Annotated in this window: 16 protein-coding genes; all 16 read right to left on the bottom strand. The window is 47.4% G+C overall.

What is annotated here, in order from left to right; all coding sequences use genetic code 11:
- Nucleotides 1-2: 2 nt before the first annotated feature.
- Genes LEP1GSC052_RS08540 through dapB form a run of 16 tightly spaced genes read right to left on the bottom strand, consistent with a single transcriptional unit; the run spans nt 3 to nt 13,030 of the window.
- Nucleotides 3-1,736 (bottom strand): proline--tRNA ligase, encoded by a 1,734-nt coding sequence (locus LEP1GSC052_RS08540; RefSeq protein ID WP_010575385.1) that lies wholly within the window; start codon nt 1,734-1,736, stop codon nt 3-5.
- A 5-nt stretch (nt 1,737-1,741) separates the two neighbouring features.
- Nucleotides 1,742-3,469 (bottom strand): site-2 protease family protein, encoded by a 1,728-nt coding sequence (locus LEP1GSC052_RS08545; RefSeq protein WP_010575386.1) that lies wholly within the window; start codon nt 3,467-3,469, stop codon nt 1,742-1,744.
- Nucleotides 3,463-4,632: a 1-deoxy-D-xylulose-5-phosphate reductoisomerase gene (dxr, locus tag LEP1GSC052_RS08550; RefSeq protein ID WP_010575387.1), complete on the bottom strand. Its 1,170-nt coding sequence runs from the start codon at nt 4,630-4,632 to the stop codon at nt 3,463-3,465. Before dxr ends, LEP1GSC052_RS08545 begins: the two co-directional genes overlap by 7 nt.
- 5 nt (nt 4,633-4,637) lie before the next feature.
- Nucleotides 4,638-5,552 carry a phosphatidate cytidylyltransferase gene (locus LEP1GSC052_RS08555; RefSeq protein ID WP_010575388.1) on the bottom strand — a complete coding sequence of 305 codons (915 nt, stop codon included), beginning with the start codon at nt 5,550-5,552 and terminating at the stop codon, nt 4,638-4,640.
- Complete coding sequence (locus tag LEP1GSC052_RS08560) at nt 5,545-6,225, bottom strand: isoprenyl transferase (RefSeq protein ID WP_051185393.1); 681 nt, start codon at nt 6,223-6,225, stop codon at nt 5,545-5,547. Before LEP1GSC052_RS08560 ends, LEP1GSC052_RS08555 begins: the two co-directional genes overlap by 8 nt.
- Nucleotides 6,226-6,271: 46 nt before the next feature.
- Nucleotides 6,272-6,826, bottom strand: a complete 555-nt coding sequence (gene frr, locus LEP1GSC052_RS08565; RefSeq protein ID WP_010575390.1) for a ribosome recycling factor — start codon at nt 6,824-6,826, stop codon at nt 6,272-6,274.
- Nucleotides 6,816-7,562, bottom strand: a complete 747-nt coding sequence (gene pyrH, locus LEP1GSC052_RS08570) for a UMP kinase (RefSeq protein WP_020985747.1) — start codon at nt 7,560-7,562, stop codon at nt 6,816-6,818. Before pyrH ends, frr begins: the two co-directional genes overlap by 11 nt.
- A gap of 3 nt (nt 7,563-7,565) precedes the next feature.
- A complete protein-coding gene (tsf, locus tag LEP1GSC052_RS08575; RefSeq protein ID WP_040912911.1) occupies nt 7,566-8,162 on the bottom strand; it encodes a translation elongation factor Ts in 597 nt (198 codons plus the stop codon).
- 13 nt (nt 8,163-8,175) lie between these two features.
- Nucleotides 8,176-9,048, bottom strand: a complete 873-nt coding sequence (gene rpsB, locus LEP1GSC052_RS08580) for a 30S ribosomal protein S2 (protein WP_040912912.1) — start codon at nt 9,046-9,048, stop codon at nt 8,176-8,178.
- 3 nt (nt 9,049-9,051) lie between these two features.
- On the bottom strand, nt 9,052-9,312 hold the full coding sequence (locus tag LEP1GSC052_RS08585; protein ID WP_010575393.1) for a hypothetical protein: 261 nt from the start codon (nt 9,310-9,312) through the stop codon (nt 9,052-9,054).
- A 22-nt stretch (nt 9,313-9,334) separates the two neighbouring features.
- Nucleotides 9,335-9,712 carry a bactofilin family protein gene (locus tag LEP1GSC052_RS08590; RefSeq protein ID WP_020985911.1) on the bottom strand — a complete coding sequence of 126 codons (378 nt, stop codon included), beginning with the start codon at nt 9,710-9,712 and terminating at the stop codon, nt 9,335-9,337.
- A gap of 7 nt (nt 9,713-9,719) precedes the next feature.
- Nucleotides 9,720-9,941: a tetratricopeptide repeat protein gene (locus LEP1GSC052_RS08595; protein ID WP_010575394.1), complete on the bottom strand. Its 222-nt coding sequence runs from the start codon at nt 9,939-9,941 to the stop codon at nt 9,720-9,722.
- A 3-nt stretch (nt 9,942-9,944) separates the two neighbouring features.
- Nucleotides 9,945-10,325: a holo-ACP synthase gene (gene acpS, locus LEP1GSC052_RS08600; RefSeq protein WP_010575395.1), complete on the bottom strand. Its 381-nt coding sequence runs from the start codon at nt 10,323-10,325 to the stop codon at nt 9,945-9,947.
- The gene (locus LEP1GSC052_RS08605; RefSeq protein WP_100736671.1) at nt 10,322-11,377 is read right to left on the bottom strand and encodes a CdaR family protein; all 1,056 of its coding nucleotides are present in this window, start codon (nt 11,375-11,377) and stop codon (nt 10,322-10,324) included. The genes acpS and LEP1GSC052_RS08605 overlap by 4 nt, the downstream gene beginning before the upstream one ends.
- Before the next feature lie 2 nt (nt 11,378-11,379).
- Nucleotides 11,380-12,204 (bottom strand): diadenylate cyclase CdaA, encoded by an 825-nt coding sequence (gene cdaA / locus LEP1GSC052_RS08610; RefSeq protein ID WP_020986069.1) that lies wholly within the window; start codon nt 12,202-12,204, stop codon nt 11,380-11,382.
- Nucleotides 12,205-12,220: 16 nt separating this feature from the next.
- The gene (gene dapB / locus LEP1GSC052_RS08615; RefSeq protein WP_010575397.1) at nt 12,221-13,030 is read right to left on the bottom strand and encodes a 4-hydroxy-tetrahydrodipicolinate reductase; all 810 of its coding nucleotides are present in this window, start codon (nt 13,028-13,030) and stop codon (nt 12,221-12,223) included.
- Between the last annotated feature and the right edge of the window lie 2 nt (nt 13,031-13,032).

Here is a 13,032-nt window from a genome sequence, read left to right on the forward strand (position 1 = left end):
AACTACTCCAATTCTCCGAAGAGTTCCTGACGAAGCGCTTCGACTCTTGCGACAAGATCCTCGAATCCGGTGAACGCAAAAGATTCTTCCTTGTCCGCTTTGCGGTTGTAGATCGAGATCTCTCCGTTTTCGAAAAACTTTTTACCGATCGTAACTCGGATCGGAAATCCGATCAGTTCGGAGTCCTTGAGTTTGAATCCCGGCCCCACGTCGCGGTCGTCCCAGAAAATTTCTATATTTTCGTTCTTTAGTACATTATAAAATTCTTCCGCTTTGGAATACTGTTCCTCGCCCTTTGTGATGCTCACGAGCGCGACTTCGAAAGGAGCGATGCTGATCGGCCAGAAGATTCCCTTCTCGTCGTTGCATTGTTCGATGACGGTGGCCATCGTACGATTGACCCCGATTCCGTAACAACCCATCGTAAGGGTTCTGGATTTTCCGTTTTGATCGAGAACTTGAATTCCGAAGGCTTTTGTGTATTTCTCGCCGAGTTTAAAGATATGACCGACTTCGATTCCTTTTTCGGCCTTGAGAGGGGTTCCGCAGTTCGGACAAAGATCCCCTTCTCTTGCTAATGCGACATCCGCGAACTCAGGGAGTCCGGAAATTTCCTTTTCGAGAATAAAACCGGAAATGTGAAAGTCTTCTTTGTTCGCGCCGACCACATACGGATAATCCTTTTGCAAGGAACGATCGTACAACACCTTCACCTTATCGTTCGGTGCGATGGGTGCGATAAAACCGGGAACCAGTCCGAGTTCGCGGATCTCGGCGTCGGTCATCGGTTCTGAGTCTACGATTCTCAGCAGAGAATGCAGTTTGTGAAGATTGAGTTCGAGATCCCCTCGCAGATAAACGAGAATCTTTTTCTTTTCCGATTTGAGCGCGACCGCCTTGATCGTTTCTGCTTCGGTGATTCCCAAAAGCGAACTGACTTCCGCGATCGTTTTTTTACCCGGAGTTGCGATCTCTTTTTTCTCGGAAAGTTTTGCGGGAGCTATATTCTCTTTTTTGAATATAAACGGGGTCTTTTCGCTGTTCGAACTATAACCGCAAGAATTACATAAAAGTAATGTTTCTTCTCCGATCGGAGAAACGACCATAAATTCTTCCGAAGCGGAACCGCCCATACTTCCGGAATCCGCTTGGACCGGAATCGTTTTCAATCCGCAACGATCGAAAATTTTTCTGTAAGCGACCCGCATCGCCTGATACGTTTCGTCGAGAGAAGCTTCGTCGATATGAAAGGAATACGCGTCCTTCATCACGAATTCTCTAGAACGAATCACACCGAATCTTGGACGAATCTCGTCTCGGAATTTTGTTTGGATCTGATATACGTTGATCGGAAGATCCTTGTATGATTTCAACAAAGGTTTTACGAGAGAGCTGAAGGATTCTTCGTGTGTGGGTCCGAGCGCGTAAGAAAGATCGTGTCTGTCCTGGATGCGGAACATTTCCTTTCCCATCGCGTTCCATCTTCCGCTTTGTTCCCAAAGTTCGGAAGGAGTTAAAATCGGAAGGTCGAATTCAAGAGCGCCGGTCGCGTTCATTTCTTCTCGGACGATCTGTTTGATCTTTTGAAGAATTTTCAAACCGAGAGGAAGATAAAAATACAAACCGGCGGAAGACTTGCGAGCAAGTCCCGCGCGGATCATAAGTCGATGGGACGCGACTACCGCGTCCGCAGGATTTTCTTTTTCTGTGGGAAGAATATATTTCGATGCTTTCATGCGTTTTAGAAAATTCGCATTACATCGTTGAAGGTGACGTAGAGTCCGAGCCCGAGTAAGAATAAAAATCCGATTCGAAAGATGGACTCGATCACTTTGCCCGGAAGAGGTCTTCCGGTGATCGCTTCATACGCATACAATACGATATGTCCACCGTCCGCCATCGGAATGGGAAGTAAATTCATTATCATCAGAGCGATCGAGATCCTTGCGACAAACTCGAGATAAGTTTCCCAGCCGATCTCCAAACTGATTCCGGCGTACGAAACGATTCCCACCGGTCCGGACAAACTGTCCTTTACGGAAAGAATTCCCGAAAACAACATTCCGATTCCCTTGAGGGTGGTTTCCACGTTCTCGTAAACGTCTTTTCCCGCGACTGCAAAGGATTCGAAAAATCCAAGCTCTCGTTCCATAGGCTCGGGGTTGAACTTCATGTTCGGTCTGAATCCGAGAAGTCCGATCGGACGGATCTTCGGTTCCGCCTCGAGTTTGAGATTTCCCATATCGACTACGATCGTTTCTCCGTTTTTGCTTTTGACGTACGCGAGAAGTTCCTCGAAACTCGGGAACGTTTTTCCGTCCACGGCCAGGTTCAGAAGTTTTTGACCGAGTTCGGGATCGTAACTTGCGAACTGATACGATTCGAGTTTCAGCTCGGGATATTTTTGATCTCTTAAATTCTTAAATTCTAATATGTTCGCTCCGAGAACGGGCACTTCCACGGTCACGTTTTCCGTGGACCAAGGATTGACCAAAGGATAGGTTTTGCGATCGATCACGATGCTGACCTTTTCGTTTTGATGTTCCCCGAGAATTTTCTGAAGTTCCCCCACGGTCGAAATCGTTTTTCCGTTGATGGTTTGGATCACGTCCCCGTCGTTTAAGTAACTGAGCGCGCGGGAACGAAGAAGATTTTCCTTTTCTTCCTTTTCTTTTTCCAGAAGAACTTCCGCGGGAATGTCCCGGCCTTCCACGGCTTTTTTCAGACGTTCTTGATAATAATTCTCGGCCTCGTGCGTTTTATCGAGTTTGGAAGAAAGCCAGTGTTGAAACTGTTCCGTATAACTGAACGTCGCGACCACTCTTCTTTCTCCGAACGGTTCCACGCCGATCGTGGGAATTCCGGAAGAACGTTTCGGATTGTATACGATACGAGGAGTTACGCTCCATTCCAGCGGCTTGCCTTCCCGTTCGCCCCGGATCTTAAGAGCGCTTCCGGAGGACAAACCCACGTTAGTCACGATGTCTTCGAACTTTTCGGTTTTGTTTCCGTCGATGGAAAGAATTCTATCCCCCGTTCTCAGACCGCTTTGATACGCGGCGGAGAATTCCTGATCGGCGGGATCGATAAAGATTCTGTTTCCCGGAGGATTGTGTCCGAGAAAATTCAAAACTAATAATATTCCAAAACCTAAGAATAGGTTGAACAGAGGTCCGCCGAGCACGGGAATCATTCTTTTGAGAGGCGGCGTGGAAAGAAGTTCGCCGGGTTCTCCCTTTACTTCTCCGCCGTAGTCGTCTCCCTTAAAAAGAACGTAACCGCCGACGGGGATCGCGGTGATCTGATACGTCGTTTCACCGACCTTCTTTTTCCAAACGCCTCTTCCGTAACCGATCGAAAAAATTCTCGCCTTAACGCCGACGAGCATTCCGCAAAGAAGATGACCCAACTCGTGGATAAAAATAGAAATCGCCAACATAAATACGGCGCCTAATACCATGATTAACATGCGGATACTGCCTTCCTTGCTTTCAGATTTCTGACGGTTTCACGAGCGATTCGATCGACTTCCTCGTATTCTTCGAGAGAATCGGGGAAGTCGATCGGAATTTCGTCTAACGCGGCCCGAATGTAATCGGGAATTTCCGCAAAACGAATTCCGTCCTTTAAGAACAATTCCACGGCCGCTTCGTTGGCCGCGTTAAAAATACACGGGGCCGTTCCACCCGCCTTTCCCGCCTCGAAGGCGAGCGCCAAACCCGGATATCGTTTGGAATCGGGTTCCCTGAATTCGAGTTTACCCCAGTCCTTTGCGGGATGAGACCGAAGAACTTTCGGGACCGGTTCCGGATGAAAGAGAGAATGTGCGATCGGAAAGATCATATCGGGATAAGAAGCGTAGACAAACGAAGCCCCGTCCTTGAGTTCGATGATTCCGTGCGCGATGCTCTGCGGATGAACGACAACTCCGATCTTTTCGTAAGGAACTCCGAATAGAAAATGCGCTTCGATGACTTCGAGACCCTTGTTGATCATTCCGTTGGAATCGACGGTGATCTTCGGTCCCATGTTCCAAGTCGGATGATGTAAGGCTTGTTCCTTCGTGACGTGCGCGATCTGTTCGATCGGTAAGTCTCGAAACGAACCGCCCGAAGCGGTGAGAATGATTCTTTCCAGAGCGTTTTTGTTCACCGATTCGAGAAGTTGAAAAAGAGCGTTGTGTTCCGAGTCGACCGGAACGACCTTTGTGTTGTGTTTTGCGATCAAGGAATTGATGAGAGGTCCCGATGTGACTAACGTTTCCTTATTAGCGATTCCTAATCTTTTCCCGGCGGTGATCGCGGCGATGGTCGGACGCAAACCCACCGAACCGACGATCGCTGTGATCACGATCTCCACGGCGGGTTCTTTTACGAGGTCGGATAAGGAAGATTCTCCGTAAAGGATCTGTGTTTTGCCGATTTTGTTTCCGAGTACGGATCGGTCCGCGCGGTTGTCGCTAACGCAGATAAAGTCGGGGGAGAATTCCTTCTGAATCTCTTTCGCTTTTTCGAGATTGGAATGAACGCTGAAAGAATGAAGTCTGAATTCTTCCGGGTAAGCGCGCAGTACCTTAAGAGTGGATTCTCCTACGGAACCCGACGCACCCAGAAGACAGACGGAGGTTGTCATACCGATTAGACTTGGAATCCAAGATTCCCCTTGATTTGGAGATAATAATACAACACCGGAATCGTGATCAAAAGAGCGTCCGCGAGATCGAGCATTCCGCCGTGACCCGGAATCAAAGAACCCGAATCCTTGATCTTTGCGTCCCGTTTCATAGCCGATTCCAGTAAGTCGCCGATCACACTCACGAGAGAAATGATAACCGAAATCAAAAATACTTCCACTCCGGAAATCGCCGAAGCGACGTGCGTGGAATTTTCCCAAATCGCGTTGAAGATAAAAACCGAACCGATCGCTGTAACGATTCCGGTCGCATAACCTTCCCAGGTTTTTTTAGGAGAAATCGCAAGACCGGCCGGATGTCTTCCGAACCATCTTCCGCCGAAGTATGCGCCCGCGTCCGTCAAAAACGTGATCACGGACACGAGAATGATGTAGTAAATCCCCTGCCCCATTCCGAGCAAAAGCATCAGATGTCCGAGAGGAACCGCCGTGTAAAACACTCCGAGAAACGTGGAAGAAACCGAAAAGATCGCGCCGTCTAACGGGCGTCTGGTGATCTGAAGCGTAAACGTTATGATAAACAGCAAAAGCAAAGCCGCCGGAACCGGATCGAAAGGCGGGATGAAATATTTGATATGCAGTAAAAAGAAAAGAGGCGGCTCGAACTTGTTTTGAGATCCCATAAAACGGAAATAATAAAACGTAAGAATGAGAAGCATGAAGAAGGTTCCCGTTCCACGAAACGGTTTTCCGTCGTCGCCTCGATCCGCGAGATTGTAGAATTCCTTGATCCCTATATAACCGCCCACAAGGAGAATCAAATACGTCTGCAGGTAATAAAAACCCGCATAGAATATCATAAAAAGATAAAGTACTACGAGCACCGCCGCAGAAGCGAGTCTTTTGGACGTTTCACCCATTCTCCAATCCTCCGAATTTTCGGGTTCTGGTTTCGTACCATTTCAGGGAATCCACCAGAGATTTTTTGTCAAAGTCCGGCCAGAGAGTATCGGTAAAATACAATTCCGCGTAAGCGGATTGCCATAATAAAAAGTTCGAGAGCCTTTGCTCCCCCGCCGTTCTGATCAGTAAATCTACGGGAGGAAGGGTGGACGTATATAAAAATTTTTCGAGTTCCTTTTCTTTCACGGGCTTTTCAAAGGAAACTTTCAGCCGTTTTCTTTCCAAAAACAGCTCCTGAGAAGCTCTCAAAAGCTCGTCCCGTGAACCGTAGTTCAAACAAAAGTTTACGGTGAGGTTTTTGTTCTTTTTGGTTTTGTCGATTGCGAAGTCGATCTTATCCAAAACCCCGCGTGTCAGTTTTTTTCGGCTTCCGGAATGATGGATTCGAATTCCCCGTTCGTGAATCGTATCCAAACGGGTTTCGATAAATTCGATGAGAAGCCCGAAGATCGAACGGATTTCTGTGATCGGACGTTTCCAATTCTCGGTCGAGAAGGCGTATAAGGAAATATTTTTTAGACCCAGTTCGAGACTTGCGTCCATCAAACGGTCGATCGCGTTCGCACCTTCCCGATGACCTTCCGATCTGGATTTTCCTCGGGCGGTGGCCCATCTGCCGTTGCCGTCCATGATGACGGCGATATGTTTGGGGAGATTGGACTCGAACAAGCCCACGTCAGATCGTAGTGATTTCCTTTTCCTTCTCTGCGGTCAGAGCGGAAATTTTATCCACATAAGAATCAGTGATCTTTTGAATCTGATCTTGAACGGTTTGGATCTCGTCTTTAGACATACCTTCCGTATGTTTTTTCAGATCTTCCATCGCGTCTCTGCGGATGTTACGGATCGCCACCTTCTTTTCCTCGGACTTGGACTTCACGACTTTTGCAAGTTCTTTGCGTCGTTCTCCGGTCAACTCGGGAATGATGATTCGAATCACCACGCCGTCGTTAGACGGTTGCAGGCCGAGACCGGAAACCTGGATCGCTTTTTCGATGTCCTTCATGATCCCCTTATCGTAAGGAGAAATCACGAGAATTCTCGGTTCCGGAACGGAGATGTTTCCGAGCTGATTGATCGGAGTCAAAGTTCCGTAGTAATCCACGCGGATATCTTCGACAAGAGAAGGATTCGCGCGGCCCGTGCGAACGGTTCCGAAATCCTTTTTAACCAGGTCGATGGTTTTATCCATCTTGGTTTTCATGCTGGAGATAATTTCTTCACTTGCCATCGATTTGAATGTCCTCCGAGTTAGAGATCAGGGTTCCGATGTTGTTTCCGGTAATCAGGTCCTTGAGATTGCCTCGTTTGAAAATATCGAAAACGATAATGGACATATTGTTTTCCATACACAAACTGAGAGCGGTGGAATCCATCACCTTGAGTCTTCGGTTGATCGATTCCATAAATGAAATTTGAGAATAACGTTGTGCGCTCGCGTCTTTTTTCGGATCGGCGGTATAAACCCCGTCGACTTTCGTCGCTTTGAGAATCACGTCGCAGCCCACTTCCACGGCTCTAAGACTTGCGGTCGTATCGGTTGTGAAGTAAGGGTTACCGGTTCCTCCGGCAAAGATCACGATTCTTCTTTTTTCAAGGTGACGAACGGCGCGTCTGCGAATGTAACTTTCCGCGATGGAATTGATTTCGATCGCAGATTGAACTCTTGTATAAAGTCCTTTTTTTTCGCAGGCGTCCTGCAGAGCGAGTGCGTTCTGAATGGTCGCCAACATTCCCATGTAGTCGGCTGTGGCGCGGTCGATTCCGGCCTTCGCGAGATTGGTTCCGCGAATGATGTTTCCGCCCCCGACCACGAGAGCGATTTCCACTCCGAGGTCGTGAACTTCTTTGATTTCTTCCGCGAGAGAATGGGCCTTATTGGTATCGATCCCGAATTCTCCCTCTCCGGCGAGCGCCTCTCCGGAGAGCTTGATTAGAATTCTCTTATACTTCGCTTCCGTTCCCAAAACTTAGAGACCGCCTACTTGAAAGCGGACAAAACGAGCGATCAGGATATTCTCGCCGAATTTTGAGATCGCTTCCTTTACGAGGTCGTCGATGGTTTTGGAATCGTCTTTGAAGAATGTTTGGTTTACAAGACACGCTTCGGAAACGTATTTTTTGATCTTTCCAGGAAGAATCTTTTCGATTTGCTCCGGCTTTTTGCCTTCGGCTTCGAGCTGAGCTTTCATGATTCCTTTTTCTCTTTCGAGATCTTCCGCAGGAATGGATTCCTCGTTAAGATACAGAGGATTCATCGCCGCGATCTGCATGCAGATTTCTTTTCCGAGAGCTTCGAAGTCTTCGTTTTTGGAAACGAAGTCGGTTTCGGAGTTCAGTTCTACCAGAACTCCGATTTTTCCGTTACCGTGGATGTAGGAAACCACACGGCCTTCTTTGGTTTCTCTTCCCGCTTTTTTAGCGGCTTTAGCGATTCCTTTTTCACGAAGCCAAGTGATCGCCTTTTCGATATCCGCGTTGTTTTCTTCGAGAGCCTTTTTGCAGTCCATCATCCCTGCGCTGGTTCTCTCTCTGAGTTCTCTGATTAAGTCTGTGGTTACTGCCATTGCAAAAAATCCCTTATTCTTTTTTATCCACTTCTACAGTGGTGCTGGCCGCCGCCGCTTCTTCCGCAGCTGCTTTGGCTTTTTTAGCGTCCGCGTCTTCGTCCATAATGAACTTACCGCTTTCGTCATACTCGCCTTGGTATTCGAGAGCCAGAGCTTCGGAATCGAGATCCTCGCTGAATCTTGGTTGTTCCACGACTCCGCCGGTTCCTTCGATCACCGCGTTGGACATGGTTTCGAGGAAGAGGGAGATCGCGCGGATCGCGTCGTCGTTACCCGGAATCGGATAGTCGATCAACTCAGGATCGCAGTTGGTATCAACGACCGCAAAGATGGTAAGGCCGAGTTTGCGAGCTTCTTTCACCGCGATCTCTTCCTTTTTAGGATCGATCACGAACATGATTTCGGGAATGGTAGCCATGTCCTTGATTCCGCCGAGAGTTTTGCGGAGTTTTTCCAACTCTCTTCTCAGGGTAAGAACTTCTTTTTTTGTTTTTACTTCTTTCTCGAAGCTGTTATCGGCTTCCATCGCTTCGAGTTTTTTCAGACGTGCGATACTCTTCTTCACCGTGTTCCAGTTTGTAAGAAGACCGCCCGGCCAACGGTTATTGATAAAGAACATATTGGAGCGGATCGCTTCTCTTTCGATCGCGCCTCTCGCTTGTTTCTTTGTTCCGACAAAGAGAACTTTCTTTCCGTCGGAAGTTTGCTTCTTCAGAGCGTCGTAAGCTTCTTTCGCTTTTTGAACGGTCTTTTGAAGATCGATGATGTGAATCCCGTTTCTTGCCGTAAAAACATACGGCGCCATTTTGGGATTCCATTTGCGAGTCTGGTGTCCGAAGTGTACCCCGGTTTCCAGAAGGTTTTTCATTGAAATCACTGACATTGTTTACCCCTTTTTTAGTACGAAATACAACGTCGCTACGAGTCCCATAAGACTAGCAGGGGTAAATTGTATCTCGACCTTGATTACGTAGAGTTCTAATTTGATTGCTTCTCGGAGCAGGTAGGAAGAGAAAAAAGAAACGCCGGTAAGGCGATCGAGAATGACTCCCGTCACGGCTCCTGCGAAAAAACCGAGGAGCAGAATGAGGGCTATTTTGCCTATCTCAGCCCTGTCCGTAGGCTTTTTCGGGTTAGCAGATACCACTTTTTACTGGTAAGAGAGTGGGTCAATCTTTATTGGGCTGGATCATCTCACAGTTCCCGTCAAAGATCACTCCGTCTGCAATTTGTAATTTGGAAGTTTTGATATTTCCGTTTACCTTTCCGGTCGAAAGCATTTCCAGCTTTTGCGTCGCGATTACGTTTCCGGTAATCTCTCCGCCGACGATCACGGTTCCCGCTTTGATGTTCGCGCGGACCTTGGCGCCCTCGCTTACGAGAAGGAATCCTTCGGATTCGATTTCTCCCTGAAACTCTCCCGAGATTTCAAGGGGTTTTTGGAAGTTGAGAATTCCCGAAAAAGAAGTTTCTCTTCCGAGAACGGTGGAAATGGCTCCGTATTCCGTGATGGGACGAGCGGTTCTGGTTGCTGGTTTTTTGGACATGATTCTCTTATTTCGTTTTCATTTCAAAAACTCCGTCCCAGTCTTCGGGAGGAGGAGTCGCAATGAATGCCTGGCATCGGCCGATGTATTTTTTGGAAGGACCGTCGTCCGGAGTCAACTCGGTCGCCTTTTTGAATTTCTCTAAGGCTTCCGTAAACTTTCTGATTTTATATAAACTCAAACCTTCGTTGTAAAACTGAATGGTCTGTTTCATTGTTTCCGAGATCATCGTTCACTCCTTATAAAGCACCACGACTGCGGTCGAATAGTTCTCAGCGTGACTGATCGAAACCGAACAACCGCTGTAACCTTTGGTAAGAAACAATTCTTTGGATTTTCCATGGAGTACCAATTCTTTTTTTCCGAATTCCTTTCCGAAAAGTTCGATTTCCCTCATGTCGAGAATGACCTTGTCTCCCGGTTCGATCGCCTTGATGAACGCTTCCTTAACGCAGAACCTTCCGCTCAAATGAGGAATCGGATCTTTTCGATTGTAACAATATTCCCGTTCGGATTCGGAAAAAACCCGTTTCAAAAAACGATCCCCGTGTTTTTCCAAAAGATCCCGGATTCTTGAATTTTCTACGATGTCGTTGCCTACGGAAATTTTCATTCTTCCTCGATCAGTTCCGGATTGGAATCCGGTTCGATCGTATTCTCCTCGTCTCCCGTATCCGATTCTTCCCCGTTCCCGGACTTGTTCTGATCGGGTTTGATCTTATAAAGAATGGAAATCCGATCCGGAAAAACTCCGAGGATGTCCACCGCTTTCAAGGACGGAGCCTTGTTTAGACGAATCTTCGCAAAGGCGGGTTTGTTATCGGGAAGAATCTTTTTCGTCTTAGGATCGTATTTATGAGAACAGACCACGCTCGCGGAAAGTCCCTTGATGACTTGGATACTTTTGAGCGGCGTTTTGGATTGAAGTTTGACCGAAACCTCGGGCTCGGAGAATTCCGCTTCGAGATTCTTATCCAGATTTTGACATTTGATCGGAATTCCGAGAAGAAGAGTTTCGCCCGCGTTAGACGCGCTTGCAAACACGTTCACACGTACGGTGATTTCCTTTACGTTGTCCCGAACTTTGACCGATGCGGGAAAATCCGGAAGTTTATGTTTGATCGTAAAGGATTCGGTTTTGTCCTTGAGGGAAATCGGAGGAATCGTGATCCGATTCAATCCTTCCATCGCGCCGGGAGGTCCGCTCACGTGGATCACCGAAGGAGAAACGAAATGACTCGTCTTTACGTAGTTAGGCGGAAGATCTCCCGTGAATCGAACGTCGATCGGAAGAGTTCTTCCCGAGGTCGACTCGACGATGATCTTGACCTTGTCCTTGAGTTTCGTGATTCTGAGACCTGCGGGCGCTCCGGAAATTCTATAAACGGAAACGAGATTCTCCCCCGCTTTGAGTTCGGCCGCGTTGACGTGCGCTTTCATAAACTGAGAATAATAATTCACGTATTCGCGAACGCCTTCCACTTTTACCGGAACGGTTTTGTCCGAAAGTCTGGAAACACTCAAAGAGCCGCTGAGTTTCGGATATTCCACGGGAATATGAATTTCTTTTACGAGTATTTTAGAATTTTGTAAATTAACATAGAATACGATCGCAAGGATGAGCGATCCGAGTTTGGCCTGCCAGTTGTTGAAGATCCGTTTCAACATCAGCGTTCACCCGTTTTTTCTTCCGTGGAAGAATTGTGTTTTTCGGAACCCGTATCTTTCTTTTGGAGGATCGTAGTTACGAAATTTTTCAACTCGATCGGTTTGACAGGGTGTGTCATCTCCCCGTCGTAACATACGGAAATTTCTCCGGTCTCCTCGGAGGTCACGATTACGATGGAATCCGATTCCTCCGAAATTCCGATGGCGGCTCTGTGTCTTGCGCCCATTCTCGCGTCGTCCAGGTTTTGAGTCATGGGTAAGAATGCTCCGGCGCAAGCGATTCGATTCTGTTCTATGATGACCGCCCCGTCGTGAAGCGCCGAATTTTTTTTGAAGATCGTCAAAAGCAAACTCGTGGAAATGATCGCGTCGAGTTGCACCGATTGATCGATGATTTCCTTCAGGCTGTTTTCGCGGACGATGGCGATGAGAGATCCGGTTTTATTCTTGGCCATGATCTTTACGGCCTCGGAAATTTCCTCCAAGTCGGTCATCTGTTTTAAAAGAAAGGGCTGAAAGATTTTCATTCTGGAAAGATCCGCGGTGATCTTTCTGAGTTCGGGTTGAAGCAATACGATGATCGCGAATACGAGTGCGGGTCGAATGTTTTCTATGATCCAATCCAGAAGTTCGAGTTCGAAGTAACTCGCAAAAATTCCAAGAAGCCAAATCAGCGCGACCCCGAGCAAGAGTTGAATCCCTCTCGTTCTTCGGATCGTGGTATAAAATTGATAGATTAAAACGCTGACGATGATTACGTCTATGATGATGATAAAAGGATTTTTACCGAGAGGAAAGAGAGATATGTTCTTGAAAAAAAACAAATCGATTCTCCCTTTTTTATAACCCTAATACGGCGAACATATCATACAATCCGGGCTTACGTCCGACTAAAAATTCTGCCGCGTGCACCGATCCGACCGCGAACGTTTTGCGGTCCTGGGCCTTGTGTGTGATTTCGATTCTTTCTTCGGGCGTAAAAAAATAAACGGTATGATCTCCGATCACTTCTCCCGCGCGCAACGTATGAATTCCGATTTCCTTCGGATCTCTTTCTTTTAAGATCCCGTGTCTTCCGTGAACCACGTTCTTTTCGGTTCTGCCTAACGTTTCGAGAAGAATGCTCTTCAACTTTTCGGCGGTTCCGGAAGGCGCGTCTTTTTTATGACGATGATGAATGTCTTGGATTTCTATGTCCGAAATTTCTCCCATGACCTTGGCTGCGATTTCGGTTAACTTGAATAATAGGTTCACTCCGATCGACATGTTCGGTGAATATACGATCGCGATTTCTTTGGACGCCACTTTTAAGGAATCTTTTTGTAGCTCGGTAAGCCCGGTCGTTCCTACGACCACCGGTTTTTTTAAGGAAACGCAGGCCTTAAGAGTCAAATCCAAATTCTGATGTGTGCTGAAGTCGATGACGCAGTCCGCGCCTTTGATCGCGGATTCTATATCGGAAGTGAAGTTCACTCCGTTTTGTTTGATTCCGGAATGCAAACCGGAATCCATTCCGTGAAACACGGAGCCCGCGCTTACGACCGCGGAGGAAAGCGAGGATTTATTCGACGAAGAAAGAACGGTGATGATGGCGCGACCCATTCTTCCCGATCCTCCGATGAGAGCGATCTGAAACTTTTGTTCCGACATTT

Origin of the sequence: Leptospira kmetyi serovar Malaysia str. Bejo-Iso9, assembly GCF_000243735.2 — a bacterium.
Lineage (GTDB): Bacteria > Spirochaetota > Leptospiria > Leptospirales > Leptospiraceae > Leptospira > Leptospira kmetyi.

Excerpts from the sequence above, each read along its gene's own strand:
- LEP1GSC052_RS08540 (WP_010575385.1), bottom strand. The coding sequence starts at position 1,736 with ATGAAAGCATCGAAATATATTCTTCCCACAGAAAAAGAAAATCCTGCG.
- LEP1GSC052_RS08545 (WP_010575386.1), bottom strand. The coding sequence starts at position 3,469 with ATGTTAATCATGGTATTAGGCGCCGTATTTATGTTGGCGATTTCTATT.
- dxr (WP_010575387.1), bottom strand. The coding sequence starts at position 4,632 with ATGACAACCTCCGTCTGTCTTCTGGGTGCGTCGGGTTCCGTAGGAGAA.
- LEP1GSC052_RS08555 (WP_010575388.1), bottom strand. The coding sequence starts at position 5,552 with ATGGGTGAAACGTCCAAAAGACTCGCTTCTGCGGCGGTGCTCGTAGTA.
- LEP1GSC052_RS08560 (WP_051185393.1), bottom strand. The coding sequence starts at position 6,225 with ATGGACGGCAACGGCAGATGGGCCACCGCCCGAGGAAAATCCAGATCG.
- frr (WP_010575390.1), bottom strand. The coding sequence starts at position 6,826 with ATGGCAAGTGAAGAAATTATCTCCAGCATGAAAACCAAGATGGATAAA.
- tsf (WP_040912911.1), bottom strand. The coding sequence starts at position 8,162 with ATGGCAGTAACCACAGACTTAATCAGAGAACTCAGAGAGAGAACCAGC.
- rpsB (WP_040912912.1), bottom strand. The coding sequence starts at position 9,048 with ATGTCAGTGATTTCAATGAAAAACCTTCTGGAAACCGGGGTACACTTC.
- LEP1GSC052_RS08590 (WP_020985911.1), bottom strand. The coding sequence starts at position 9,712 with ATGTCCAAAAAACCAGCAACCAGAACCGCTCGTCCCATCACGGAATAC.
- LEP1GSC052_RS08595 (WP_010575394.1), bottom strand. The coding sequence starts at position 9,941 with ATGATCTCGGAAACAATGAAACAGACCATTCAGTTTTACAACGAAGGT.
- acpS (WP_010575395.1), bottom strand. The coding sequence starts at position 10,325 with ATGAAAATTTCCGTAGGCAACGACATCGTAGAAAATTCAAGAATCCGG.
- dapB (WP_010575397.1), bottom strand. The coding sequence starts at position 13,030 with ATGTCGGAACAAAAGTTTCAGATCGCTCTCATCGGAGGATCGGGAAGA.